The sequence below is a fragment of the Ensifer sp. ENS06 genome (genome assembly GCF_014852205.1).
GTDB lineage: Bacteria > Pseudomonadota > Alphaproteobacteria > Rhizobiales > Rhizobiaceae > Ensifer > Ensifer adhaerens.
Genome location: NZ_JACVBC010000001.1, coordinates 523,263 through 549,420, shown reverse-complemented (window position 1 = coordinate 549,420; position 26,158 = coordinate 523,263). Strand labels below are relative to the sequence as shown.

Annotated in this window: 17 protein-coding genes; 8 read left to right on the top strand and 9 right to left on the bottom strand. The window is 63.6% G+C overall.

What is annotated here, in order from left to right; translation table 11 throughout:
* The first annotated feature begins 287 nt into the window (after positions 1–287).
* The 5 genes from IB279_RS02675 (at position 288) to IB279_RS02655 (ending at position 13,167) form a co-directional block, all read left to right on the top strand.
* Positions 288–7,799, top strand: a complete 7,512-nt coding sequence (locus IB279_RS02675) for a type I polyketide synthase (RefSeq protein WP_192338974.1) — start codon at positions 288–290, stop codon at positions 7,797–7,799.
* Entirely contained in the window at positions 7,796–9,211 is a 1,416-nt protein-coding gene (locus IB279_RS02670; RefSeq protein ID WP_192338972.1) for an aminotransferase class I/II-fold pyridoxal phosphate-dependent enzyme, read from the top strand. The genes IB279_RS02675 and IB279_RS02670 overlap by 4 nt, the downstream gene beginning before the upstream one ends.
* 84 nt (positions 9,212–9,295) lie before the next feature.
* Positions 9,296–10,135: an SDR family oxidoreductase gene (locus IB279_RS02665; RefSeq protein WP_113186951.1), complete on the top strand. Its 840-nt coding sequence runs from the start codon at positions 9,296–9,298 to the stop codon at positions 10,133–10,135.
* Between the two features lie 97 nt (positions 10,136–10,232).
* Positions 10,233–11,825, top strand: coding sequence for an LTA synthase family protein (locus tag IB279_RS02660; RefSeq protein WP_034797021.1), 1,593 nt, complete (start codon positions 10,233–10,235; stop codon positions 11,823–11,825).
* 13 nt (positions 11,826–11,838) lie between these two features.
* Positions 11,839–13,167, top strand: a complete 1,329-nt coding sequence (locus IB279_RS02655; RefSeq protein ID WP_113186952.1) for a capsule biosynthesis protein — start codon at positions 11,839–11,841, stop codon at positions 13,165–13,167.
* A 6-nt stretch (positions 13,168–13,173) separates the two neighbouring features.
* Here the strand turns inward: IB279_RS02655 and IB279_RS02650 are convergent, their stop codons facing one another.
* The gene (locus IB279_RS02650) at positions 13,174–14,376 is read right to left on the bottom strand and encodes an MFS transporter (RefSeq protein WP_113186953.1); all 1,203 of its coding nucleotides are present in this window, start codon (positions 14,374–14,376) and stop codon (positions 13,174–13,176) included.
* A 48-nt stretch (positions 14,377–14,424) separates the two neighbouring features.
* On the opposite strand from IB279_RS02650, the gene IB279_RS02645 reads away from it, so the two are divergent.
* Positions 14,425–14,949, top strand: a complete 525-nt coding sequence (locus tag IB279_RS02645; RefSeq protein ID WP_113186954.1) for an Lrp/AsnC family transcriptional regulator — start codon at positions 14,425–14,427, stop codon at positions 14,947–14,949.
* Positions 14,950–14,985: 36 nt separating this feature from the next.
* Here IB279_RS02645 and IB279_RS02640 read toward each other — a convergent pair whose 3' ends face one another.
* The 8 genes from IB279_RS02640 to IB279_RS02605 all read right to left on the bottom strand — a co-directional run bounded on the left by IB279_RS02640 (position 14,986) and on the right by IB279_RS02605 (position 24,213).
* Entirely contained in the window at positions 14,986–15,996 is a 1,011-nt protein-coding gene (locus tag IB279_RS02640; protein WP_060522323.1) for an SIS domain-containing protein, read from the bottom strand.
* 144 nt (positions 15,997–16,140) lie between these two features.
* Positions 16,141–16,593 (bottom strand): Rrf2 family transcriptional regulator, encoded by a 453-nt coding sequence (locus tag IB279_RS02635; RefSeq protein ID WP_034797035.1) that lies wholly within the window; start codon positions 16,591–16,593, stop codon positions 16,141–16,143.
* A gap of 233 nt (positions 16,594–16,826) precedes the next feature.
* The gene (locus IB279_RS02630; protein ID WP_034797039.1) at positions 16,827–17,039 is read right to left on the bottom strand and encodes a hypothetical protein; all 213 of its coding nucleotides are present in this window, start codon (positions 17,037–17,039) and stop codon (positions 16,827–16,829) included.
* 513 nt (positions 17,040–17,552) lie between these two features.
* Positions 17,553–20,093, bottom strand: coding sequence for a protein translocase subunit SecD (secD, locus tag IB279_RS02625; protein ID WP_113186955.1), 2,541 nt, complete (start codon positions 20,091–20,093; stop codon positions 17,553–17,555).
* Positions 20,094–20,204: 111 nt separating this feature from the next.
* Complete coding sequence (locus IB279_RS37050) at positions 20,205–20,612, bottom strand: hypothetical protein (RefSeq protein ID WP_034797046.1); 408 nt, start codon at positions 20,610–20,612, stop codon at positions 20,205–20,207.
* A 165-nt stretch (positions 20,613–20,777) separates the two neighbouring features.
* Positions 20,778–22,385 carry a 5-guanidino-2-oxopentanoate decarboxylase gene (locus IB279_RS02615; protein WP_113186956.1) on the bottom strand — a complete coding sequence of 536 codons (1,608 nt, stop codon included), beginning with the start codon at positions 22,383–22,385 and terminating at the stop codon, positions 20,778–20,780.
* Positions 22,382–23,572: a pyridoxal phosphate-dependent aminotransferase gene (locus IB279_RS02610; RefSeq protein ID WP_089043254.1), complete on the bottom strand. Its 1,191-nt coding sequence runs from the start codon at positions 23,570–23,572 to the stop codon at positions 22,382–22,384. Before IB279_RS02610 ends, IB279_RS02615 begins: the two co-directional genes overlap by 4 nt.
* Positions 23,573–23,589: 17 nt before the next feature.
* Entirely contained in the window at positions 23,590–24,213 is a 624-nt protein-coding gene (locus IB279_RS02605; RefSeq protein WP_192338970.1) for a TetR/AcrR family transcriptional regulator, read from the bottom strand.
* Positions 24,214–24,498: 285 nt separating this feature from the next.
* Here IB279_RS02605 and IB279_RS02600 point away from each other — a divergent pair, with 285 nt between their 5' ends.
* Entirely contained in the window at positions 24,499–25,272 is a 774-nt protein-coding gene (locus IB279_RS02600; RefSeq protein ID WP_034797059.1) for an ABC transporter ATP-binding protein, read from the top strand.
* A gap of 36 nt (positions 25,273–25,308) precedes the next feature.
* Positions 25,309–26,091, top strand: coding sequence for a transporter substrate-binding domain-containing protein (locus IB279_RS02595; RefSeq protein WP_034797062.1), 783 nt, complete (start codon positions 25,309–25,311; stop codon positions 26,089–26,091).
* Positions 26,092–26,158 lie beyond the last annotated feature (67 nt).

Here is a 26,158-nt window from a genome sequence, read left to right as displayed (position 1 = left end):
TCAAGACCAAGACGGGCAATTTATTTGAGCCCGCGTCTTTCTGGTCATACCTTCGATACCTTGAGCGTGGTTTGTCGCCCAATCCGACTTGGACTGGCGTTGACAGCGTGTATATCTTCAGTCTTTGGGGTTGAAAGCTAGGGACTTTAAGTTAAAAGCTGACTAATGAGGCGGAACGAATATAGCTGGGGATAGCCCGCAAGCATGACGATTGGCGATTGCATTTCAACTTCCGCCGCGCAATCGCAGGTGCAACTTTAACGGCATTTTAGAGCGTTCGATCATACATGGCTGTTGAGATTATTGGGCGTGCATGCCTCGCCCCTGGAGCAGAATCGCCCTCGGCGTTGTTCAAACTTCTACGTCAGGGCAAGTGCACCGTCACCAGCATTCCATCGGATCGCTGGGACGTGGCGCGATTCTGGCATCCCGTCATGGGCACGCAGGGGAAGACCTATTCCTTCGCGGCCGGCGTGCTGGATCAACTCTATGATTTCGATCCGGCCGTCTTCGGCATGTCGCAGCGCGAGGCCATGTATATGGACCCGCAGCAGCGCGTGCTGCTCCAGCTCGCCTGGCGGGCGCTTGAAGATGCCAACATCTCGGCGACGTCGCTGCACGGCGAAAACGTCGGTGTCTATATAGGCGCCTCGAGCCTCGACCATGCGAACCTGACGGTCGAGGATCCGGCTGCGGCTGGCCCTTACTTCATGACCGGCAACACCCTGTCGATCGTCTCCAACCGCATCTCGCACATCTTCGGCCTCAGTGGCCCGAGCATGACGGTCGACACCGCCTGTTCCTCCTCGCTGGTCGCACTCGACCAGGCGATGCGGGCGCTCAAGGCCGGGGAGATCGACACGGCGATCGTCGGCGGCGTCAACATCCTTGCCCACCCCCTGCCCTTCGTCGGCTTCGCCCAGGCACGCATGCTGTCGCCGGAAGGCCTCTGCCGCGCCTATGACAACGACGGCGCCGGCTACGTGCGCGCCGAAGGCGGCGTGGTCTTCGTGCTGCGCCGTTCCGACCGGGCGCGCCGCGAGAAAGACCGCAGCTACGCGCGCATCGTCGCGACCGGCGTGAATTCGGCCGGCCGCACCAACGGCATTTCGCTGCCGTCGCGCGAAGCCCAGGCCAACCTGCTGAGAGCGATCTACGAAGGAAACGGCATCGACGCCAATCAGGTGGCCTTCGTCGAAGGCCACGGTACCGGCACCAAGGTCGGCGACCCGGCGGAAGTCTGGTCGATCGGAACGGTCATCGGCGCCAAGCGCCGGGCGCCTGTGCCGATCGGCTCGATCAAGTCGAACATCGGCCATACGGAACCCGCCTCCGGCCTCTTCGGCATGCTGAAGGCCATGATGGCGCTTGAGAACAACTACCTGCCGGCCTCGCTGCACTTCGACACGCCGAACGAGCATATCGACTTCGACGGCCTGAACGTTCGTGTCACGGCAAACCCGATCGAGCTTCTGCGCGGCAAGCGCGCGCGCCTTGCCGGCATCAACTCGTTCGGCTTCGGCGGCGCCAATGCGCACGTCGTTATCAGCGATCCTGAACCGGCCGCCGATGAAAAGGCCGCAAACCCGTCGTCATCCGGACATGTGTTCCTCGCAAGCGCTCATACGCAGTCGAGCCTGGAAGCCCTTCTCAAGGATTACAAGACCGCTTTCGCGCATGCTTCCAAGGGTGAAGCCCGTGCGATGATCGCCGCATCGGGTGCCAACCGCACCCATATGCGCCATCGGTTTGCCGCTCGCAGCGACCAGCCCGAAGATATCGTCCGTGCGATCGCCAGCCACCTGGAAAAGCCCGGCTCGGATATCGGTGAGGTCGGCGAGGCCGTCGTTCGCGACGCCAAGGTCGCGTTCGTGTTCTCCGGCAACGGCTCGCAATGGGCCGGCATGGGTGTGGAAGCCTTCCGCGAAAACCTGCATTTCCGCCAGTGTTTCACCTCGGTCAGCGCGCTGTTCAAGTTCCATTCGGACATCGCGCTCACCGATCTCCTGACCGATCCTGATCTCGACAAGAAGCTTGCCGACACCAAGATCGCCCAGCCGCTGCTGTTTGCGGTGCAGGCCGCCCTGTCGGATTCGCTGGTTGCCATGGGCATCAAGCCGGTCGCCGTCTTCGGTCACTCCGTCGGCGAAATCGCCGCGGCCTACGCGGCCGGCGCGCTGTCGCTCGTCGATGCCGTTTCGATCGTTGCGAAACGTTCGCTGCATCAGGACCTGCTTGCCGGCCACGGCACGATGGCGGCCGTCATGCTCGGTGAAGAGGCTGCTCGCGCCTTTGCCGAGGCTCGCGGTCTTGACGAACTCTGCGTTGCTGCGGTCAACGCCCATAATTCCGTGACGATCTCGGGCCCGGCCGACCAGATCTCGGCCTTCCGCGATGCCGCCCGCAAGGCGAAGATCCCGGTCCAGATCCTCGACATCAACTATCCGTTCCATCATCCGATCATCGATCGGGCGAAGGATGCCTTCCTCTCGGACATCCCCGATATCGCACCGCGCCGCACCGAACTCGCCTACCTTTCGACGGTCACGGGTGCCGCGCTCGAGGGCACGCAGCTCGATCCGGAATACTGGTGGAAGAACGTTCGCGAGCCGGTCCGCTTCCAGGCGGCTGCGGAAGCCGCGATCGAAATGGGCTGCCGCCTGTTCATCGAGATTTCGCCGCGCCCGATCCTGTCGTCCTACGTCAAGGAGACGATCAAGCAGGCAGCAGCCCCCGGCATGGTGGTGCCCACGCTGCTCAGAGACGTCGCCGAAAGCGGCCAGGATCCGATCTCGGCCGCGATGGCACGTGCCGTTGCGCACGGCGCCGTCGTGGATACGACCCGGGTATTCGGCAAGCGCAATGCATCGATCGCCCTGCCAAGCCTGCCCTTCGAGCCCGTCGAACTGCGCCCGGCGGCAACAACTGATGCCACCGACCTGTTCGGCCGGATTGCCAGACCATACCGCCTGACCGGCTGGCGCAGCGATCCGAACAGCGGCAGCTGGAAAAACCATATCGACGCCCATCTCTTCCCGGATCTTGCCGAACACGTGGTGGACGGCAAGGCGATCCTGCCGGGCAGCGGCTTCATCGAGATCGCCGTTGCTGCGGCACAGCAGTTCTATGGCAGCGAAGAAGTCGAGATCACCAATCTCGAAATCGTCCGGCCGCTGGAACTCAGCGACACAAAAATCATGGAGCTGTCGACCGTCCTTTCGCCAGAGACCGGCGACCTCGAAATCCGCTCGCGTGAACGGCTGTCGGAAGACGACTGGGCCGTGCACGCGGTTGCCCGCTGCCGCAAGCCGCTGCCGGCCGGGGACCGCGCCTATCCGTCGCTCGCAGGCCTCGCCAAGACGGCAACGGTGGCACCGGGTCGCGCCTATGAGACGGCGCGGCAATTCGGCCTCGACTACGGTCCTCGCTTCCAGCTACTCGCAAAAGCGGTTGCCTATGGCGACCGCCTGGTCGATGTCGAGCTGAAGACGGCCGAAGCCACCGGACACCCGCTGGTCAGCTATGCCCTGAACCCGATCTCGGTCGATGCGACCTTCCACGGGCTGGTGGCGCTCTTCGACCGATTCACCGGCGACAAGAGCGGCGCACCCTATATTCCCGTCCGCTTCGGTTCGGTTCGTGTCGTCAATGGCGGCCTGCCGATCGCGCGCGCGATGATCGAAATTGAACGCGTCAGCACCAATTCGATCAAGGCGAAGTTCCACTTCTTCAGCCAGTCGGGCGAGCCGATCGCGCATTTCGAGGATTGCCGTTTCCGCCGCACCTATCTGCGCAAGCACAAGACGCTCGATGCGCTGTCCTTCCACTACGAGGCAGTACAATCGGAAGCCGCCCTGCCAGGCTTTCTGCGCAACAGCCTTGCGCCGGTATCGATCGCAATGCCGGCCGCCGGCGAGGCTGGTGTCGACAATGCGACGCTGCTCTTCAATGCCGCGATCTACCGCGCCTGCCAGGAGATCGCCCTCAAGCTCGGTAAGGGGCGTTCCACGATCCAGGGCGGCAATCTGCCTGGCGATTTCGCCTTCCAGTGTTTTCTGACGAGCTGCCTCTACGTGCTCGAAGATGCCGGGCTCTGTGAGCACAAGGATGGTGTGTGGACCGTCGCGCAGGAATTCAACCTGCCGAGCGTGCCTGAAATTCTGAGCGAACTTTACGGCGAACGGCCTGACCGCGCCGTCGAGGCCGTGCTGATCAACAACGCCTATGCGGAAGCCCTTGCCCGCATCGACGCCTTGCATGCGGGCGACGAAGCGGCCTCGGGATCGAGCTTCATCAGCGACGCCACGATCGACCATCAGGCGGTTCATTCGGAGGCAAGCCGCCAGCGCATGGCCTTCGTGCTGGAGGCTCTCGAAACGGCGCTATCGGCACAGTCCGCCGGAGCGCGCCTGCGCATCGTCGAACTCGGCAGCGTATCCGCCGGTTTCACTAAGCGGCTGGCGACTCTTGCCGAAAAGCATGGTGCAAGCCTCACCGTGTTCGAAGCACGCGATAACGCCCAGCGCGGCCTTGAGCTGGCCTTCGAAAACGACGCCCATGTACACATCCTCAAGAAGGGCGAACTCGCGACGCTTGCGGCCTTCGATCTTGCTGTCAGCGCGTCCGACGGGTTCTACGGCCTGATCGAGGACGATGTGGCGGTTCGCACAGCGTTGCGCACGGCACTGCGCCCTACGGGTGGGCTGATTGCCGCGGTCAGCGCGCCATCGCTGTTCAACGACTTCGCGCTTGGCCTGTCCGAGGGCTGGTTCGCGCGCAGCCAGACGGCGGAGTTTCCGATCGGCAACCTCGCGGCGGCGCCGCACTGGCAGAAATGCCTCGACGATCTCGACCTGCGGGACACCGACATTGCCGACCGCGAATGTGCAAGCGGCAACGTCATCCTGCTCGAAGCGCGTGGCGCAGCAACTGCTTCCGCAGACGCGGCGGTGCCGGCATCCGTCCCCCACCTGCTGCTGGAGATCGCGGGGCACGAACAGCGCGAGCCCTCTGGTTCAGCCATTCGTGTCAGCCTGACCGGCGATGCGGCTGCGGACAAGGCCGCGCTCCTGCCAGCCTTCGAGACGCTGGGGGGCCAACCGCTTCGGGCATTCTTCCTTGCCTTGCCGGCGGCCGCGTCGCGCACCGACGATTCCGCCTCTCTACAAACACAGATCCTCGCGCTCGGCACGTTTGCCGAAGCATTGCGCCAGCATATCGGCGGTGCGGAGCCAGCGGACGAAAAACGGCCCCGTCTCGTGCTTGTCGCGCCCGGCGGCGCACCGATCGCCAGCCGGACGGTCGGCGCGGCGGTCGCAAGCGACGGCGTCAATGCCGGCCTCTGGGCTTTCGCACGCGTGCTTCAGAACGAATACGAGTTCCTCGACGTCCACTCGCTCGACATCGACGGTTCGCCGACGACGGATGCTCAGATGGCAGCGGCATTGCCGCTGCTTGGCGCGATGGGAGTCAACCGCGAATGGCTGCTCGAAGGCGAAGCTGGCGCTGCGCTTTCGGAGATCCGCGCCGTGCCTGGCCCGGTCGACAATGCGCACGCGGCAACGGCTGCCTTCAAGGCTGCAACCATCCGCCAGCGCGTCAGCTCTCAGGTGGGCAGCATCGTCTGGGAAGAAAGCGACATCCCCTCGGCAGGCCCGGGTGAGGTCGTCGTTGCGGTCGCGGCCACCGGCCTCAACTTCCGCGACGTGATGTGGGCGATGGGCCTTCTGCCGGAAGAGGCGCTCGAAGACGGCTTCGCAGGCGCGACGATCGGCATGGAGCTTTCCGGCCACGTGGTCGCGGTCGGCGATGGCGTCGATGACCTCGCCGTGGGCGATGCCGTCATGGCGATTGCATCCACCGCCTTCTCGACCCACGCGGTCGTTTCGCGCGCCGGCGTCGCCAGGTTGCCGCAATCGGTCAGCCCCGTCGCCGCGGCGACGGTTCCGGTCGCGTTCCTGACTGCCTATTATGCGATGGTCGAGCTTGGACGGATCCAGCCTGACGAAACGATCCTCATCCATGGCGCCGCCGGCGGCGTCGGCCTTGCCGCGCTGCAGGTCGCAAAGCTGAAGGGCGCCAGGATCATCGCCACGGCAGGATCGCGCGAGAAGCGTCGCTTCCTGTCGATGCTGGGTGCCGATCACGTCTTCGATTCCCGTTCGCTCGATTTCGTCAACGACGTTCGCGCCGTGACGGGCGGTGAAGGCGTCGATCTCGTGCTCAACTCGCTGTTCGCCGAGGCCATGGAGCAGAGCCTGGCGCTGGTGAAGCCCTTTGGCCGCTTCCTTGAGCTTGGCAAGCGCGACTATTACGCCGACAGCAAGATCGGCCTTCGGCCGTTCCGCCGCAATGTCAGCTATTTCGGCATCGACGCCGACCAGTTGCTGGTCAATCAGCCGAAGCTGACCAAGCGGATCTTCACCGAGATCGGTGCGCTGTTCGAAGACGGCAAGCTGACGCCGCTTCCCTATCGCGCCTTCGACTTCGACGAGATCGGCAACGCCTTCCGACTGATGCAGAATGCCGGGCATATCGGCAAGATCGTCGTGCTTCCTCCGGTCGCCGGCACGCATCGCGTTGCCAAGCGTCCGCATGGCGGCATGAAGGTCGATCCGAACGGCATGCATCTCGTCGTCGGCGGCATCGGCGGTTTCGGCCTGGCTGCCGCCAACTGGCTCGTCGAAAAGGGTGCGACGAAGGTCGCGCTCTGCACACGCCGCGGCCTGGCGGACGCCGAAACGACGGCAATGATCGAAGCTTGGACGAAGGCTGGCGTATCCGCCACGGTTCATGCCTGCGACGTCACCGATCCGGCAGCGACGGAGCGCCTGCTCAAGACGTTGCGCGCCGTGGCACCGCTGCGCTCGATCGTCCATGCCGCAATGGTGCTCGACGACGCGCTGATCAGCAACCTCAACCGCGAGCGAAACCGGCCGGTCATCGACACCAAGGCCAAGGGTGCCGCGGTTCTCGATCAACTGACCAGCGGCGACAAGATCGACAACTTCATCCTGTTCTCGTCGGCGACGACACTCGTCGGCAACCCCGGACAGGCGAACTACGTCGCAGCCAACGGCTATCTCGAAGGTCTCGCCCGCGCCCGTCGCGCACGCGGCCTTGCGGGTCTCGCCGTCGGGTTCGGCGCCATCGCCGACAGGGGCTATCTGGTCCAGAACACGGATGTGAACGACATCCTCGCCAAGCGCATCGGCAAGACCGCGCTGAAGGCGCAGACGGCACTCGACATGGTCGAGAGCCACCTGGCCTTCGATCCAGGCACCGTCGATGCGGCAACCGTGATGATCTCGGAGATCGACTGGTCGGCGGCACGCAATCTGCCTGTCGCCAAGAACGCGCTCTTCGAAGTCATCCTGCGCAGCGCCGACCAGCATGCGACGGGCGGCGAAGGCACCAAGATGGACCTCGTCGCGATGATCGAGGGCAAGTCGCCGCAGGAAGCCGAAGACATTCTCTTCGACCTCGTCGCCGGCGAGATCGCCGCAATCCTGCGCGTATCGAAGGATACGGTCACGCGCAGCAAGGTTCTGAAGGAAATCGGCCTCGACAGCCTCATGGCCGTCGAACTCGGCATGAGCTTCCAGCAGAACACCGGCTTCGACATGCCGCTCAGCGGCGTCGCCGACAACACGACGGTTGGCGATGTCGCCCGCAAGCTCTATGAGAAGGTGAGCAAGCGCGACCAGAGCGACGATGCCGAGCCCGCCGACGACAAGATTGTCAGCGAACTTGCGCAGCGGCACGTCGGAACGGCGAAGGAAAAAGCACAAGGCCAATGAGCACGAACGGAAACGGTCCAGGCGCATCCAAGATGACCAGCAGCCTCAAAGAGAACCTGCTGGACCGGATGAGAAACACGCATCAATCCTCCGAGCGCAACCGCATGGCGCGCTCGGAGCGGGAGATGCCGCCGCCGGCGCGCCGGCAGCAGGCCCGTTTTGAAGACCTGCCGGAATACAGGCAGGTGATGACCCAGAAGTTCGCAAGCGAACAGCTCGGCATCGCCAATCCGTTCTATCGTGCCCATCAGACGGCCGCCGGCGCGACCACCGTCATCGACGGCCGGAAGCTGATCAACTTCGCCTCCTATGACTATCTTGGCCTCAATCGCCATGCGGAGGTGCTTGCGCGGGCACGCGATACCATCGGCACCTTCGGCATTTCCGCCTCGGCGAGCCGCCTCGTCGCCGGCGAGCGTCCGGTGCATGTGGCGCTGGAAGAGAAGATCGCCGGCTTCTATGGCGTCGATGCCGCCGTCTGTTTCGTCAGCGGCTATCTCACCAATGTCGCCGCCATCAGCTGCCTGATGGGACCGAAGGACCTCGTCGTCCACGACGAGTTCATCCACAACAGCGCCCTTGCCGGCGTCAAGCTCTCGGGCGCGACACGACGCCTGTTCAAGCACAATGACGTCGCCGACCTCGAACACGTGCTGCGCACCGTTGCCGGCGACTATCGCCGCATCATGGTCATCGTCGAGGGCATCTACTCGATGGACGGCGATGTCGCCGACCTGCCGGCGCTTCTGAAGCTCCGGGCCGAATACGGCTTCTGGCTGATGGTCGACGAAGCGCATTCGCTCGGCGTTCTCGGCAAGACCGGCCGCGGGCTTGCAGAGCATTTCGGCGTCGATCCCCGCGAGATCGACATCTGGATGGGCACGCTCTCCAAGACCACGTCGAGCTGCGGCGGCTACATCGCCGGCAGTGAAGCGCTGGTCGAGGTGCTGAAGGCATCGGCCGGCGGCTTCGTCTACAGCGTCGGCCTTGCGCCGGTGCTGGCGGCCGCGGCAACCACAAGCCTGGAGGTGCTGGAACGGGAGCCGACACGCACGGCGGCGCTGCGCCGCAACGGCGCGCTCTTCCTCAAGCTTGCCAAGGAAGCGGGGCTCGACACCGGCCTCAGCAGCGGATTTTCCGTGGTTCCGGTTCTGGTTGGTGATTCCCTGCGTGCGGTGCAGCTGTCGAACGACCTGCTTGCCGAAGGGGTCAATGCGCTGCCGATCATCCACCCGGCGGTCCCGGAAGGCCTGGCTCGGCTGCGCTTCTTCATCACCAGCGACCACACGGAAGAGCAGATCCGGCGCACGGTAACACTCACGGCCGAGCGTCTGGCCGACCTTACCGAACGCAACTTCGGCCTTGGCGGCATCGACATCGACCAGATGATGAAAGCGCTCTCGGCGCGCTGACCCGATCGCATTTGCTGCCGGGTCAGGTGGTCGCGGAAGCAGAGCCGCTTCGCACTCTCCCGAACTCTGGAGCGGAATACCAGCATGGCGCATGTGATCATTACCGGTGGCTCGAGCGGTATCGGATTTGCGGTCGCATCGATCTACGCGGGGCGCGGGGCGCGCCTCTCGCTGATTGCCCGCTCCCGTGGCCTCCTGGAAGGCGCGCAGGCAAAACTTATCGCATCCAGTGGGGCAAACGCCGACAGCATCCGGATCGAGGCCGCCGACGTCGCGGTGGAAAGCGATGTCGAAGCGGCCATCCGTCGGTGCGAACAGGCCTTCGGCCCCTGCGATATCCTGGTAGCATCGGCCGGCATTGTCGAACCCGGCCGGTTCGAGGAGCTCGACAGCGCTTCGTTCCGGCAGCAGATGGACACCAACTTCTCCGGCACGGTGCATGCGGTCCGGGCGGTCTATGACAGCATGAAGCGGCGCCGTCGGGGCCGGATCATGATGATCTCGTCCGGCGCAGGGCTACTCGGCATCTATGGCTATTCGGCCTATTGCGCCTCCAAGTTCGCCGTGCACGGCTTCGCCCAGGCGCTGCGTTCAGAAGCCCGTCCGCACGGCGTCAGTGTCTCCGTCTGTTTTCCGCCGGATACGGAAACGCCGCAGTTTCAGCGCGAGCTGGCGGCTCGCCCGCCGGAAGCCGCCACGATCATGGGCACGGTCCGGCCCTGGCCGGCCGAAGCGGTGGCCAAGCGGATCGTCAAGGGAACCGACCGCGGCCGGTTCGAAGTCTATTTCGGCACGACATTGTTTCTACTTGGACGCTTCGCTCCCGCCGTTCGTCCCCTGCTCAACTGGTGGTTCGACCGGGCGATTGTGCGGTGCGGCAACACGGCGACGCATAATCGTGGAGTGTCCGAGCACCGGACCTGACGGCGCTTGTACCTAGCATCGATAAGATCTAAGTGTCGGGCGGACGCTGTGCCGCATAAAGCGGCATCGGCCGGCATGAAGACATGAAGGTTTCCGCTTGGCGTTGCTTCCCTTTCAGCTGCACGACTATCCGATAACACTGACGCTTAGTTGTTATCTGCTGTCCTGCGCGGTGATCTTCTTCACCGACCGCTTCGCCCTGCCGAAGCGGGAGCGGCGCGCCAATCCTTCGCCTTTCGGGCGCACGCAGGACGTGATCGACGTGCTTGCCCGCCTGCCTGTCATCGCGCTGGTCTTTGCCGGTTTCTTCGCCGGATCCTGGCGTCCGCTCTATGCGGCGGCGGGCACGATGAGCTTCTTCATCATCTTCACCGGCATTTCCCGCGCCAAGTTCAAGTTCATCCGTGAACCGCTGATCTTTTCCGACATCGCGCTGGTCGTCGACGTGTTCAAGTACAAGACGATCTTCTATGCGAGCTCGCTGAACGTCGTCTTCTGGACCGTCGCCTTCCTCTACGTCTTTGGCGTTTCCGGCCTCTACATGTATTTCGAGCCGGCCATTCTGCCGGACCGGGGGAAGGCCTTCTGGATCCTCGTGATGCTCGGCATCGCCTATGGTCCCTGGCTCCTGCTCTTCTACGGCCCGGTGAACCGCCCGACGGCCGCGCTGGTACAGCGGCTGCTCAAGGTCCTCGACGTCAAGATGAACACGGTGCGCTTCGGTACCTTCGGCTCGGTCGTCTTCCGTTTCATCATCTGGCTCGGTGTGCGTCGCGAAAAGATCGTCGCGGATCTCTCCAAGATCGTCCGGGCCGCCGTGCAGGATCTGATCGGTGACGACGGCTCGCCGCTGATCGTCGTCTGGCAATCGGAATCCTTCATCGACATGCGGCACTTCGGCGTCGATACGCTGAAACTGCCGACGCTCGACCGGCTGCGGCGCGAGGCGGTTCAGTGGGGCCGGCTCAGCAGCGTGTTCGAAGGCGGCTATACGCTGCGCACCGAATTCGCCGTGATCAGCGGCCTGGTGCCCGACGATATTCATGTCGACGCCAGCTATCCCTATCTGCGCGCATCGCACTATGCCGACGTCGTCTGGCCCGGAAAGTTGAAGCGTGCCGGCTGGAATACCCACTTCATCCATCCTTATGACCGGACCTTCTTCCTCAGGCACAAGGCGATGCCGCAGCTCGGCTTCTCCAAGCTGACGATGCTCGACGGTTTCGACCATCGCCCAGAGCGAGACGGACCCTACGTCTCCGACGAGAAGCTCGCGGCGAAGGTGATCGACGCAAGCGAGAAGCTGCCCGAAGACGAAAGCGGCTTCATCTTCGTCGCATCCATGGCCAATCACGGTCCATGGGAGCCGGGCCGCGTCGGCGACCTCACCAATCCCGTCGACATCTATCTGGCCATCCTCGAGCAGTCCGATGCGGCGCTCAACACATTGAGCGAACACCTCGACAAGCTCGACCGTCCGGTCTGGCTCGTCTTCTACGGCGATCACGCACCGCTGCTCAAATCCTTCGCCGACCCCTTCCCGGATCCGCGCACCGACTATCTGATCGTGCCGCTCGCCAAGGCGAAGCGGTCGTCCCATAAGCCGGCCGAACCGAGCAGCGTCGAGGCCTGGAACCTGATCGAGGCGCTTCTCAACCACGCGAACCTGAGAAAGGATACGCTGCGCTAGCGGCGGTCTGCGGATGGAGAACGCTTCGACGACATCGGCCGGTGGGGCCGCACGGCCGAGACAGCGGGTCTTCCTGTTCCTGCAGGGCCCCTCCTCGCCGATCTTCCGCAAGATCGCCGACCGGCTCGAAGCCCTTGGCCACCGCTGTCTCAGGATCAACCTGAACGTCGGCGACCAGATCTTCTGGCGCCGCAAGGGCGGCTTCAACTATCGCGGCACGGCGGCCGCCTGGCCCGGCTATCTCGAGGCATTCATCGCGGCCCACGGCGTCACGGATATGCTGTTTCTCGGCGAAGAGCGGCCCTACCACAGGGCGGCCACCGCCGTCGCCCGGCACGCCGGCGTCAGTGTCGCGATTGTCGAAATGGGCTATCTGCGGCCGGACTGGCTGACGCTCGAGCGCAACGGCATGTCGTCGAACTCCCATTTTCCGAACGACGCCGGTCAGATCCTTTCGGCGGCGTCAAACCTGCCGGAGCCGGACTGGCGCAAGCGCTACAGCCAGACGTTCCTCGCCGATGCGAGCTACGATCTGCTCTACAATCTGCCGAACGTCTTTTTCTGGTTCCTGTTTCCGCACTACCGCCGTCACGGGATTTTCCATCCGCTCGCCGAATACGCCGGCTGGGTGCGCCGGCTGCTATCCGAGAAACGGCGCAGCGCGGAAGCGGTGGCGACCGTTACGAAGCTCCTTTCGGACGATGCGCCCTACTTCGTCTATCCGCTTCAGCTCGAAACCGACTTTCAGCTCAGGGCGCATTCGCCCTTCCACAGCCAGAAGGATGCAATCGCTGACGTCCTGACCTCGTTCGGCGCCTTTGCCGCGCCGAATGCACGCCTGGTCTTCAAGGTGCATCCGCTCGACAACGACCTGATCCCGTGGCGCAGCTTCATCGAGCAGCGAGCAGCGGCGCTTGGCTTGAGCGGGCGCGTCTTCTACCTGGACGGCGGAAATCTCGATACGCTTGGCGAGGCCAGCGCCGGCATGGTCACGGTGAATTCGACGGCCGGATTGCACGCCCTGAAGCAAGGGCGGCCGGTCAAAGTGCTCGGCACTGCCGTCTTCGATATTGCCGGTCTGACCGATCAGCAGCCACTCGACGGTTTCTGGCAGGCGCCCCAGGCGCCGGAGCCTGAACTTAGTGTCGCAATGTTCCGCCTGCTTGCCGCGTCGATCCAGGTGCGCGGCAACCTTTATTCCCGCGCCGGAACCGATGCCGGCGCGGAAGCGATTGCCCGGCGGCTGAACGAAAGCAGCCTCAACGAACCTGGCGCCTTTATTGACCCCGCGCCGCGCCAAAAGCCTGCGAAACGCGCGCCTTCCGCTTCCCGCCAAGGGTAGCCGTTTTCACATCGCGGGGACCTGGCGCGGCGCGAGCGCTGCGGCGATGGCGGCGACCAGCATCAGGCCGGCCGCGGCCAAGGGCAGCGCGGAAAAACCAGCCCCGCCATAAACCACGCCGAAACCAAGCGTTCCCAAAAAGAGCGACAGATAGGTGACGCCGCTGTTCAGCCCCATGATCGCGCCACGCCTTGTGGGATCGAGCGCCGTCAGCCGCATGATCAGCACGTTGAGACCGAAATGGTTGGCAAGGCCCCAGAAAAAGACGACGACCAGCATGGCCGTGTAGGAGCTACTCACGGCCGCCATCGCCGCATAAACGCCGGCGACGACGAGAAAAATCAGAGGCAGCAACCTGCCAGCGCCGAAGCGGTCGATCAGCCGGTCGAGTAGTGCCGCCGCACCGAAGCCGAAACCGTAGGAAACGGCCACGAGGCCATTGGCGCTGAGGGGCAACCCGAGCGCTGCGTGCAGGTGTTCGCCGATATAGGCATAAACGCCGTAGAAGGCGGCCATGAAGGCAGCACAGGCGATCAACAGCGGTCCGGCGCCACGCACGCCAAGCGCCGCGAGCGGCGACGTTGTCTTGCCGGCCAGACCTTCCCGCACCGGCGCGAGCCTGACGGCAGCGCAAGCAACCAGCGTGGCTACGGCAACGACGAAGTAAACGGCGCGCCATCCTCCGAAGTCAGCAATCGCTGCCGATAGCGGCACGCCGGCCACCATGCTCAGCGTCCAGCCGGTCAGCACCAGGCCGATCGTCTCGCTCTCCCGTCCGGCCGGCGCGATGACCGAGGCCAGCGTGTAGATCGACGGAAGCGCAATGCCGGTGGCGACGCCGACAACGAGTTGGGCGGCGACCAGGAACGCCAGCATGGGCGCAAGCGCGCTACCGGTGAGCCCGGCGGCCAGAAGCAACAGCGCGGCAGCCAGAATGCGATGGGGGCCGTACCGGTCGATGAAGCGGCCAAGGAAGATGGCGCTGACGGCCGTGCCCAGTCCGAAGGCGGCCGAAGCGACCATTACCGATGGAACATCCGTGCCGAGGCTCCGCGCCACCTCCGGCGCGATTGGTCCGAGCGCCAGCGAGTTGGAGCCGATGACGCCGATGCAGACGGTCAGGACATAGGCGAAGGGCGGGATGCGCGCCCTGTCGATCGAGGTCCTGTCGATCGAATCTGGCGAAATTTGTTGATTGATGTTCGTCATTCCCTCATTTTTGCAGAATGAAATTCAGCAACAAGAGGAATTCTCGGTATGGACCAAAATACAGATGACGTTCGGCGGAAGCGTCCGCCGGAGCGCGACCTCGACGCGATGGACCGAAAACTATTAGGCGTCCTCGTCGAGGACGCGTCCACGAGCTATGCCGAGCTTGGCGAACGCGTCGGACTTTCGCCGCCGGCGGCGCATGAACGGGTGAAGCGGCTCCGGCGTTCGGGCGCGATCCGCCGCGTGTCGGCGCTCATCGATCCGGACGCGGTCGGAAAGACGCTGCTTGCCTTCGTCCATGTCGACACGACCGGCTGGGGCAAGACGCAGGCGCTGCTTGCGATCGAGGAATGCCCTGAAGTGGAAGAGATCCACTCGGTCGCCGGCGACACCTGCATGCTGCTCAAGGTGCGCACAGAAAGCACGCATGCGCTCGAAGGGCTTCTGGCGCGGCTCTACGACACGCCGGGCGTCAAGGCGACGCGCAGCTATGTGGTGCTTTCCACCTATCTGGAACGGCCGGTGCAGCCGGGCACGACGAGCGACTGGCCCGCCGTGGTGAAGGGGTAGGCTGCTTTCGCCAGGCGGAGAGCCGCCTTGGCAGTCTCAGACGACGCCGGCGCGCAGCAGGTCGTGAATATGCAGGATGCTGACCGGCGCCCCGCCGTCGTCGACGACGAAGAGCACGGTCACCTTATGCTGCTGCATGAATTCCATGGCGCCGCTTGCAAGCACGTCGCCGCGGATCACGCGCGGATTGCGCGACATCACCGCCTCGACCGGTTGCAGCAGCAGGTCGCCGGACATGTGACGACGCAGGTCGCCGTCGGTGATCACGCCGGCCAGCTTGCCGCCATCGTCGACGATGCCGACGACACCGAAACCCTTGGACGACATCTCGATCAGCGCCTCGCTCATCGGGCGTCCGACGCTGAGAAGCGGCATCTGGGCGCCGTCATGCGCCAGCTCGCGAACCAGCCGCAGCTGCGCGCCGAGCTTGCCGCCCGGATGAAAGGTCTTGAAATCCTCGGCCGAAAAGCCGCGCCGCTCCAAAAGCGCGATGGCGAGCGCGTCGCCGATGGCGAGTTGCAGCATGGCCGAGGTCGTCGGCGCGAGGCCGTGCGGACAGGCTTCCTGAACCTTCGGCAAGACGATCGGCACTTCGGAGTTGCGGGCAAGCACGCTGTCGCGGTTGGCGCAGATCGAGACGATCGGCACGTTGAAGCGCTTTGCATAGGTGAGCATGTTGGCAAGCTCGGCCGTCTCGCCCGACCAGGAGAGCAGGATCAGCACGTCCTGCGAGGTGACCATGCCGAGATCGCCATGGCTCGCTTCGGTCGGGTGCACGAAGTAGGCGGATGTTCCCGTCGATGCCAGCGTGGCTGCAATCTTGCGGCCGATATGGCCGCTCTTGCCGACGCCGGAGACGACGACGCGTCCCTGGCTTTCGCCGATCAGTTCGACGGCTTCGACGACGCTGCGCGCAAAAACTTCGTCAGCGCCAAATTGGTCCGCCAGCGCCTTGATGCCGGCCATCGCGGTCGTCAGCGTCCGGCCGATCGACTCCAAAGCCGCAAGTGCAGTGCGATCATCCGCCGATGCATGTCTCAAACCCATGATGACCCCAATTCTGCGAAGACTTAAGCAACAGGCACGAATTTGCCCGCCAGACCATTGACGGCAGATAAGCGCTTTTTCTTGGCAAACCAAGTCTTGGAAGCAGAGTTCGGGGGAAAACTGGCGTGAACCGCGGCGTTTTCGTCAGCCGGCGCGCTTTTCTTCCATTTCCAGCGGCATCGACTTGTCGGCCGCGAATTCTTCGAGCGTCATCGAATCAAGAATGGCGGCAACGGCATCACGGACCGTCGTCATCGACACCCGCACCTGACAGGTCTCGGGATCGTTACAATCTTCGCAGACCTCGTAGGCCGTGCGGCTCGCACAGCGGATCGGCGCAAGCGGCCCGTCCAGCGTGCGGATCACGTGACCGATACGGATTTCCGAAGCGGGCCGCGAGAGCGAGTAGCCGCCGCCAGGCCCCTTTTTCGAGCGCAGCATGCCGGCGTTGCGCAGCTCAAGCAGGATCGTGTCCAGGAACTTCTTCGGGATATTGTTGCGCTGCGCGATCTCGGTAATGAAGGCAGTTTCCCCCGGCTCCAGCCGAGCAAGATCGACCAAGGCCTTCAGTCCGTACTTTCCCTTCTTCGTCAGCATTCCGGCACGCTTTCCCTGCGGCGGCACCCCAGAAAACGGGAATCATCCGCGCAAATGCAAATATATATTGGCATAGCACAAGAAACGTACTGCCAACATATAATTATAGTGGGGAATTGAGCGATGTCGCGGGCAATTGCGTGCGGCCGATGCGGCAAGATTTGCGGATGTCTTCGCGGTGGATGCGGGAGAAAAGCCGAAACCGGCTTTTCTCATCCGCATCAACTGCGGCTTCAGGCAGCGGCGCTGTGGTTCTGCCGCTTGGCCTGGACGGCCTGGTGGGCCAACAGCTGCCGGATTGCGGCGCGCGCTTCATCGGCCGAGCCGAAGCGCTTCGCGTCCAGGTCCCAGACGTGATACTTCACCGCCAGGAACTTGAAGCGATCTTCATCCGGGACAACAACGCCGACGGCTTCGCCGCCAAATTCGATAACCTGCTTGCTCATACAAATAACGCTCCATCCACGCTGTCGGCGCGGAAACTTTCAATTTCGGCAAAAGATAAAGTTCGAGGAGTTCGAAGGTCACATTCGGCAAAGATTGCGAATGAGCCATTTTTTCTCTGTTGCGCGACAAAGGAGACGCGTGCCGAAGAAGGCGGCGGTCGAGACGGTTTCGGACATGTCACACTCCTTTGGCTGGCCCGGCATCAGCAATGCCGGAGCGTTCGATGAACAACCGTGAGGCGGACTCCCCGCGTTCACGTAATGGCAAACTAGAATAATCTACCAATTCCGTCAATTAAAAAGATGAAGACGCAGAAAAAATTTCTTCACCCTTTAAATTCAAGGGGCGATGTACGCAAAATCCATCCACCCGTTCCGGACCCGGAGACCTACGCTATTTAGGAAGCGAAGAATCAGTCTGCAAGGCACGGGTGGATAAAGACAGCACATTCGGACAAAAAAGGGGCGGCCCGTCGGGCCGCCCCTTCACGTTTTGTGTTCCAGTGCCGGATGTCAGGCAGCAGGCGTGCCCGCCTGCGGCGTGGTTGTGCCACCGCGGGATGCTTCGCGATCCTTCCACCAGCGATTGAGGAACAGCAGGATCGGGCCGCCGATATAGATCGACGAGGTCGTTGCCACGATCACGCCGAAGATCATCGGCCAGGCGAAGCTCTTGACGGCATCGCCGCCCCAGATCGCCATCGGCACCAGCGAGAAGGCCGTGGCCATCGAGGTGAAGATGCATCGTGCGATCACCTGGTTGATGCTCATGTCGATGAGATCCGAGAACGGCATCGACTTGTACTTCCTGAGGTTCTCGCGCATGCGGTCATAAACCACGACCTTGTCGTTGACCGAGTAGCCGATCATCGTCAGGAGCGCGGCGATGGCCGTCAGGTTGAAGTCGATGCCTGTCAGCGCAAAGAAGCCGATCGTCTTGGTGATGTCGAGCAAGAGGACCGCGATCGCGCCGACGGCGAAGTGCCATTCGAAGCGGAACCAGATGTAAAGCAGGATCGCCACCATCGCGAGACCGACAGCGAGGAAGCCCGAACGGGCAAGCTCGGTGCTGACGGTCGGGCCGACGACTTCGGTGCGCTCGAAGCTCGCATCCGGGATCGTCTGGACGACGGCATCCTTGATGCGGTTGAGCGCTGCCGTCTGTTCCTGCTCGCCGCCCGGCTGGCGCTGGACGCGGATCAGGACCGATTTGTCCTGGCCGAATTCCTGCAGCGCCACTTCGCCGATGTTGAGCGCTTCAAGATTGTGGCGAAGCGTCGGAAGGTCGAGCGTGTTCTTCGAGGTGGTTTCGACCTGGATACCGCCGACGAAGTCGATGCCGTAGTTGAGGCCGGGCGTGAAGAACAGCACCACCGAGCTGACCGACAGGAAGGCGGACATGCCGATGGCGACGAAGCGGCCCTTCATGAAGGAGAAGGACGGAAGCTTCGGAACCTTGCCGAACAGCGACGGGATCTCGAGCTTCTTCATCTTCCGGCGGACGACGACCTCACGCATCATCAGGCGAACGACGGTGATCGAGGTGAACATCGAGATGATGATGCCGAGCATCATGGTGACGGCAAATCCCTTGACCGGGCCGGAGCCGAAGGCGAACAAGAGCACGGTGCCCGAAAGCGTCGTGACGTTACTATCGATGATGGTCGCGTAGGCCTTGTTGAAGCCGATATCGAGCGCCTTCATCGCGCCGGCACCCGCTTCCGTTTCTTCACGGATACGCGCGTTGATCAGGATGTTGGCGTCCACCGCCATGCCGATGCCGAGAATGATACCGGCTATACCCGGCAAGGTCAGCGTCGAGCCGAGCATGGCGAGAAGCGCGATGGTCAGGATCGTGTGCAGCACCAGGCCGACATTGGCGATCATGCCCCAGGCGCCGTAGAGCACGACCATGAGGGTGACGACGAGCGCGAAGCCGGCAAGACCGGTGTAGATGCCCATGCGGATCGAGTCGGAACCGAGGTTCGGGCCGACGGAGCGTTCCTCGATAACGGTGAGCGGTGCCGGAAGCGCGCCGGAGCGCAGCAGCGCCGACAGAACGGTCGCTTCCTGTGCGGTGAAGTTGCCGCTGATCTGGCCGTTGCCGCCGATGATCGGCTCGCGGATAACAGGAGCCGTCAGGACCTTGCCGTCAAGAACGATCGCGAAGGGCCGGCCGACGGCAGCCTGGGTGATTTCCGCGAACTGGCGGGCACCGAGCGCGTCGAAGGTGAAGGACACGATCGGTTCGTTGGTGCGCTGGTCGAAGCCGGCCTTGGCATCGGCCAGGCGCTCGCCCGAAATCGCGACGCGGCTTTCGACCGCATATTTGTTGTTGTCGTGGGCGCCCGGCAGAATGTCGACGCCGCGCGGCGCCGGCTGGTTGGGATCCACGGTCTGGTCCACCATGTGGAAGCTCATCTGCGCGGTCGAGCCCAAGAGCTGGCGCAGTGCCGTCGGATCCTCGAGGCCCGGAAGCTGGACGAGAATGCGGTCGGAACCGACACGCTGGATCAGCGGCTCGGCAACGCCGACGGTGTCGACGCGCTGGCGGATGATCTCGAGGCTCTGTTCGACGGCCTTGGTGGTGCGGTCGGCAAGGCCGGCCTCTGTCATCGCGATGTTGATGCTGTCGCCGTTCTCGGTCACCTCGATATCGGAAGCCGCGCCGCCGAAACCAAGCGTGCCGACAGGGGCCGCCAGCTCTTTCAGCTTCGGCAGAACCTTTTCGCGGTCGGCCGGATCTTCGATCTTCACGGTAACGGTATCGCCGGCGATGCGGGCCGAGGAGGCCGAGATGCGCTCGGCGCGGAGCGCCCGGCGCGTATCGTCAAGCAGGGTTTCGAGCCGAGCTTTGCGAAGGCCGGCAGCATCGACTTCGAGCACGAGGTGCGAGCCGCCCTTGAGGTCGAGGCCGAGGGTTACCGGCTTGACCGGCAGCCAGCCTGCAAATTGTTCACGTTGTGCCGGCGTCAGCACGTTCGGAAGCGCCGCGATACATCCGAAGATGATCACGACGACATAGACGAGAATCGCCCATTTCGATGTACGCATGTTGTGGTTCCAGAAGAGCCTGCGCGGGCACGGGGCGCGTCGTCAGGGCTTGTTTCATAAAGGGCAGAGCTGCAGCCGAAGCCGCCAGCCAGCCAAAATCCGCGTTGTGGATCAGGCGCCGGGAGGCGCGCGAATATGGGGGCCAGGGTTCGAGGCCCCGCCAAGATACGCAGCGAACTCGCGGAAAATCCGCCCGTCCGACGAACGGGGAAGTTCGAGTTCGAGCGATGCCGGCAAGAGCGCCGGCAAGCCATCATCGGCCGCGGACTTGGCGTCCTTGCGCTCGGCCGTAAACCGAAGGTCTGAAAGCGGTGTCGCCCGCGAGAGTTGCCGGGCGGCGGGACGGTCAGTCGAACCGGTGTCGGTGACGTTGCCGGCCTGGGCACCGGAGGCCGAACGGGACGGGATACTCTGTCCGACCGAGATGACCTGCATTGCGAAGGAGGCGCAGAACAGCCACAGCACAGCGAGAAGCCGGCCGGCCTGTATGTTCTTGCTGCCACCACCCATGCGGTCCATCGAGGACGCGGTCCCTTTCCCTGGCGATTGCACGCCAGCGAGACGAAAATTGAGCCCGAATGCCCGACCTTACCTAGAGAACGTGGCCGGAATCGAGCATGGGCGCCTTTAACACCATTCCGGGCCGGAAAAGTCAAATCCGGCCCGTTTCGTGGTTGTCGTTGCTCAGGCCGTGATGCCGCTCGTTCGCCGCTCGTGGATCTCGATAAGCGACGGTCCCTTGCGCTTCGCCGCCTCGGCGAGCGCCTGTGAGAGATCGGCGACGGAAGCAAGCCGCCGTCCCTCGACGCCATAGGCCTTCGCCGCCATCAGGAAGTCCGGCGCCGAAGGCTTGACGCCCTCCGGCGTAACGCCGGCATCGACCATGTAGCTTTCGATTTCCTGGTAGCCGTCATTGTTCCAGACGAGGAAGATGACCTGCGCCTGCGCATCGACGGCAGACCCGATTTCAGCGAGCGAAAACTGGAAGCCACCGTCGCCGACGAGACAGACGACCGGCCGAGACGGATCGGCGACGGCTGCACCGACGGCTGCTGGCGGCGCATAGCCCAGAGAACCGTAACCGGTCGCCGAATTGAACCAGCTACGCTGCCGCGGTGCATCACAGTAGAGGTTGCCGGCATAGACGGCCTGGGTCGAGTCGCCGACGACGGTGCAATCCGGCAGAGACTTGTAGATGGTGTCGATGATGCCGATCTCGGCCCGCATCTTCGGCGTCAGTTCCTTCAGCGCCGCCCTCCGCGCCGTTTCGGCCCGTCCCGCTCCATCCTTCGCAGCATGACCGGGGAGAAAGGCGAGGATGCCCGCCGTCGCCGCCTTGGCGCCGGAGAGGACGGAGAGCGCCGCATGCGGCCCGCGCGCGAGCTGCGCCGCATCGATGTCGGTGCGGATCAGGTTGCGCAGGGCCGGAAAGCCGCCATCGGCATACATGTCGTAGTCGGTCTGGCCCATTTCGGTGCCGAGCGCCAGCACCAGGTCGGCCTCCTTCAGCAGCGACCGCACCGCCTTCAGGCTGGGGCTCGCAGGAACCCTCAAGGGACTGCCCGAGAACATGCCGCGAGCATTGACAGTGGTGACGACGGGCGCACCGATCTTTTCGGCAAGCTCCGCAACTTCCGCCTCCGCCGTCAGGGCGCCGCCGCCGCAGATGATGACCGGGCGCGAGGCGTCGGCGCAGAGGATCGCCGCGCGCTGCAGCGTCTCGCTGTCGGAGCGCGGTCGGGTGGCCGTTGCCGGCCGCAGCGCCTGCGGCGTGATCTTCGCCGACATCACGTCGGTCGGGATCTCGATATGCACCGGTCCCGGCCGACCGGAGACGAGCACCGAGAAGGCGCGGTCGACGACGAAAGGCAGGTCTTCCGGATTGAGGAGCGTGTGCGAATAGAGCGCCAGCGTCTTCATCATGCCGTGCTGGTCGGGCAGCTCGTGCAGCAGGCCGCGCCCATGGCCGAGCGAATCGCGGCGATTGACGCCTGAAATCACCAGCATCGGGATCGAATCCTGGCGCGCCTGCGCCATCGCCGTGATGGTGTTCGTGAGGCCGGGCCCGGTGATGACGAGGGCAACGCCCGGCTTGCCGCTGACGCGGGCATAGCCGTCGGCCATGAAGCCGGCGCCCTGTTCATGCCGTGGCGTCACGTGGCGGATCTTCGATGCAGCGAGGCCCCGGTAGAGCTCGACCGTGTGCACGCCGGGAATGCCGAAAACCACCTCGACGCCATTGGCCTCGAGCAGGTCGACCAGGACTTCTCCAACCGTTCTTTCCATGGTCATGCGCAGCGCTCCTTGCGCAGGCTGGCCCGCTCGGCAAGTGCGGAGATGCGGCGGCAGGCCTCGTCGATGGCACCATCGGGCACGGTCAGGCTGACGCGCAGATAGTTCTGTGCTTCATCGCCAAAGGACGATCCGGGCATGACGGCAACCCCCTCTTCTTCAAGCAGCGCCCAGGCAAACGCATCGCCGTCGAGACCGGTTCCGGAAACATCAATCAAGATGAACATGCCGGCTTCCGGCGCGAACACCTCGATGCCGGGCGCCCCGGCAAGGCCGGCGACGATCTGCGCGGCGCGCGACTTGTAGGACAAGCGCATCCGGCGCGCCGTATCGATGTCATGCGTCAGGGCATAGGCCGTCATGTCGGCGATGAAGGGCTGCGTGCCGAAAAGCATCGTTTCGGAGACCGGCAGCAACTGCTCAGTGAACTCGACCGGACCGACCGCCCAACCGCTGCGGAAGCCAGGCGCGGCATGCGACTTGGAGATCGACGAGACGACGATCGTGCGTTCGGCAAGATCCGGATTGTCGAAGGGCGAGGCAAAGACGGCGTCGAACACCAGCTCCTCATAGACCTCGTCGCAGACGATCCAGAGATCGTGACGGCGCGCGACCTCGCCGATCGCGGCAATTTCTTCCGCCGTCAGCACGGCGCCGGTCGGATTGTGTGGCGTATTCAGCAGCAGCACGCGGCTCTCCGGCGTGATCGCTTTTTCCAGATCTTCGGCCTGCATGTGGAAGCCGAATTCCGGCTTCAGCGGCACCAGCACCGGATGCGCGCCGGTCGAGCGGATCACGCCTTCATAGGTCGCATAGAGCGGATCGCCGACGAGAACGGCATCGCCGGCCTCCGCCAACCCGAGAATCACGGCGAAGAGCGCCGTCTGCGTGCCGGGGAAGCAGAGCACGTTCTCGTTCGTCACATCGGCACGGCGACGACGGTATTTCTCCGCGACGGCCGCCACGACCGTCGGTTCACCGCGGCCGTTGGAGTAGCGATAGCGCCCCGCATTCATCGCGCGCTGGCATTCATCGAGCAGGGCGCGGTCCGGCGGAAGATCCGGTTCGCCGATCGTCAGTTCTATGATGTCGGCACCACTCGCCTTCAATTGGCGGGCACGGATATGCAGCGACCATTTGCCCGAACCAAGATCGGCAAGACGTTCGGTGATGGACGCGTAGCGCATGGTGCTTTCTCCCGTTTTCATTGTTTTGCAGTTCCGATCTTCGTGCCGAGCAGCGCTTCGACCGAAGACATGGCGATGGCGACGAGCTCGCCTTCGCGAAAGAGATCGCCGGCAAGGCAGCCCTCGACCCAGAGGCCGTCGACCAACCCGTTGATGGCGATGGCGAAGGCCCGGCAGGTTTCGGCGTCGGCCGGCTTGCCTTTGGTCGCAAGGAAATCGGCAAGCAGTTCCTGCAGCGAATTGCGAAAGGCAAGATAGCCTTCGCGGTGGATCTCCGACAGCACCGGATCGACCCGGACCTGGCTGATGAAGGCGGCCCAGAGCGAGATGCTGCGGCTGTCCGCCACCGGCTCGGTGAGGTTGATGGCGATGAAATCCCGGAGCCGGGTTTCCGGATCGCCCTCGACCTTGGTCGCCTTTTCGGTGAGCGAGGCGATGACGGCGCGATAGGCCTCGGCAACCATCTGGTCCTTCGATTCGAAGTAGTGGCGCACCAGCCCGGCGGTCACGCCGGCGCGGATTGCGATCTGCCGAACGGTTGCGCCCTTCAGCCCGAATTCCGAGATGCAGTCGAGCGTCGCTTCGATCAATTCCTGGCGGCGCTCGCCTTCCGGCGCGCGGTGAAAACTGCGTCTGTTCATGCGGCACTCTGCTCTCGAACCGGCGCGAAATGCTGTTCAGGCGCGGTCGGCAAAGGCTTCGGCCAGAACGGCGGCATGGGCGGCTCCTACGGGAAATCGAACGATCGGCGGGCGTCAAAAAATCGACGACGTCTATTATTATACGCTTGAACAATAGCGGCACAAGTGCAACCATGCCGGCCAACAAAAACCCGTGACAGGCCAAAGATGCCGCACGGAAGACGACAGGGGAACTGTTTCGATGCTGACAGAAAAAGCTCGCAGAGCCATGGGAGCGGCGCGCCGATGACGGATGCGGCCCAGGCAATCGCGGTCACTGACCTGCACAAGCGTTTCGGGCCATTGGAAGTGCTGAAGGGAGTTTCGCTCACAGCGAAGCAGGGCGACGTGATCGCCATCATCGGCGGCAGCGGTTCCGGCAAATCCACTTTCCTTCGCTGCATCAACCTCCTCGAACTCCCCTCCGCCGGTAGCGTCAGCGTGCATGGCGAAAAGATCCGGATGAAATCCGACGGTCGCGGCGGCCTGGTGCCGGAGGACCGCAAACAGGTCCAGCGCATCCGCAGCCAGCTCGGCATGGTGTTCCAGAGCTTCAACCTCTGGCAGCACATGACCATCCTTGAAAACGTCATCGAAGCGCCGATCCATGTGCTCGGCAAGCCGAAGGCGGAAGCGGTCGCCACCGCCGAAACCCTGCTGAAACGCGTCGGTCTCTACGAGAAACGCGACGCCTACCCGGCCTTCCTTTCCGGCGGCCAGCAGCAACGCGCCGCGATCGCCCGAGCGCTTGCCATCCAGCCGCTCGTCATGCTCTTCGACGAGCCGACCTCGGCACTCGATCCCGAACTCGTCGGCGAAGTTCTCACTGTCATCGGGGACCTCGCGCGCGAAAAGCGCACGATGATCCTCGTCACCCACGAGATGAAGTTTGCGCGCGACGTCGCCAACCACATCGTCTTCCTCCACAACGGCGTGATCGAAGAACAGGGTCCGCCTGAGGCGATCTTCGGCGCACCGAAATCGGAAAGGCTCAAGAAGTTCATCAGTTCCATTCACTGAATTCCTGAATGCTAAACAACCAAAAAGGGGAACAGCATGAAGAAGGCATTGAAAGTCCTAGCCGTTGCGGCGGCGATCGCCGTGAGCGGCGGCGTCGCGGCGTCGGCGGAAGCGCTGAAGGTCGGCGTCGCAGCGGAGCCCTATCCGCCGTTCACAGCGCCTGACGCCAGCGGCAAATGGGAAGGCTGGGAAGTCGAGTTCATGAACGCAATGTGCGCCGAGGCCAAGCTCGAATGCGTGCTGACGCCGGTTGCCTGGGACGGCATCATCCCGGCACTGACGTCGAAGAAGATCGACATGATCATCAGTTCGATGTCGATCACCGACGAGCGCCTGAAGACGATCGATTTCTCCGACAAGTACTACAACACTCCGACCGGCATCATCGGCACCAAGGGCGTCGAGATGAACTCCTCGCCGGAAGGGCTGAAGGGCAAGACGCTCGGCGTCCAGGTCTCGACGGTCCACCAGGCCTATGCCGCCAAGCACTTCGCGCCGGCGGGCGTCGAGGTCAAGGAATACCAGACGCAGGACGAGGCCAACAATGACCTCGCTGCCGGCCGCCTCGATGCGGTGCAGGCGGATGCCATCGCGCTCAAGGCGTTTCTGGCGACCGACCAGGGCAAGGAATGCTGTGAATACAAGGGCGACGTTGCCGAAGACGTCGCCGTGATCGGCCCGGGTGTCGGCGTCGGCCTGCGCAAGGGCGAAACCGAGCTCAAGGACAAGATCAACGCCGCCATCAAGGCGATCCGCGACAACGGCACCTACGATACGTTCTCGAAGAAGTACTTCGACTTCGACATCTACGGCGGATAAGGCGCGATCGGCCGGCGATCGAACCGTCGCAGCGATTGTCGCGTCTGACAAAGACCGCAGCCCTGCA

Coding starts and splice junctions, on each gene's coding strand:
- IB279_RS02645 (WP_113186954.1), top strand. CDS start 14,425: ATGGACCAAAATACAGATGACGTTCGGCGGAAGCGTCCGCCGGAGCGC.
- IB279_RS02630 (WP_034797039.1), bottom strand. CDS start 17,039: ATGAGCAAGCAGGTTATCGAATTTGGCGGCGAAGCCGTCGGCGTTGTT.
- IB279_RS02600 (WP_034797059.1), top strand. CDS start 24,499: ATGACGGATGCGGCCCAGGCAATCGCGGTCACTGACCTGCACAAGCGT.
- IB279_RS02610 (WP_089043254.1), bottom strand. CDS start 23,572: ATGCGCTACGCGTCCATCACCGAACGTCTTGCCGATCTTGGTTCGGGC.
- IB279_RS02655 (WP_113186952.1), top strand. CDS start 11,839: ATGGAGAACGCTTCGACGACATCGGCCGGTGGGGCCGCACGGCCGAGA.
- secD (WP_113186955.1), bottom strand. CDS start 20,093: ATGCGTACATCGAAATGGGCGATTCTCGTCTATGTCGTCGTGATCATC.
- IB279_RS02615 (WP_113186956.1), bottom strand. CDS start 22,385: ATGACCATGGAAAGAACGGTTGGAGAAGTCCTGGTCGACCTGCTCGAG.
- IB279_RS02635 (WP_034797035.1), bottom strand. CDS start 16,593: ATGCTGACGAAGAAGGGAAAGTACGGACTGAAGGCCTTGGTCGATCTT.
- IB279_RS02595 (WP_034797062.1), top strand. CDS start 25,309: ATGAAGAAGGCATTGAAAGTCCTAGCCGTTGCGGCGGCGATCGCCGTG.
- IB279_RS02650 (WP_113186953.1), bottom strand. CDS start 14,376: ATGACGAACATCAATCAACAAATTTCGCCAGATTCGATCGACAGGACC.
- IB279_RS02605 (WP_192338970.1), bottom strand. CDS start 24,213: ATGAACAGACGCAGTTTTCACCGCGCGCCGGAAGGCGAGCGCCGCCAG.
- IB279_RS02665 (WP_113186951.1), top strand. CDS start 9,296: ATGGCGCATGTGATCATTACCGGTGGCTCGAGCGGTATCGGATTTGCG.
- IB279_RS02675 (WP_192338974.1), top strand. CDS start 288: ATGGCTGTTGAGATTATTGGGCGTGCATGCCTCGCCCCTGGAGCAGAA.
- IB279_RS02640 (WP_060522323.1), bottom strand. CDS start 15,996: ATGGGTTTGAGACATGCATCGGCGGATGATCGCACTGCACTTGCGGCT.
- IB279_RS02670 (WP_192338972.1), top strand. CDS start 7,796: ATGAGCACGAACGGAAACGGTCCAGGCGCATCCAAGATGACCAGCAGC.
- IB279_RS37050 (WP_034797046.1), bottom strand. CDS start 20,612: ATGGACCGCATGGGTGGTGGCAGCAAGAACATACAGGCCGGCCGGCTT.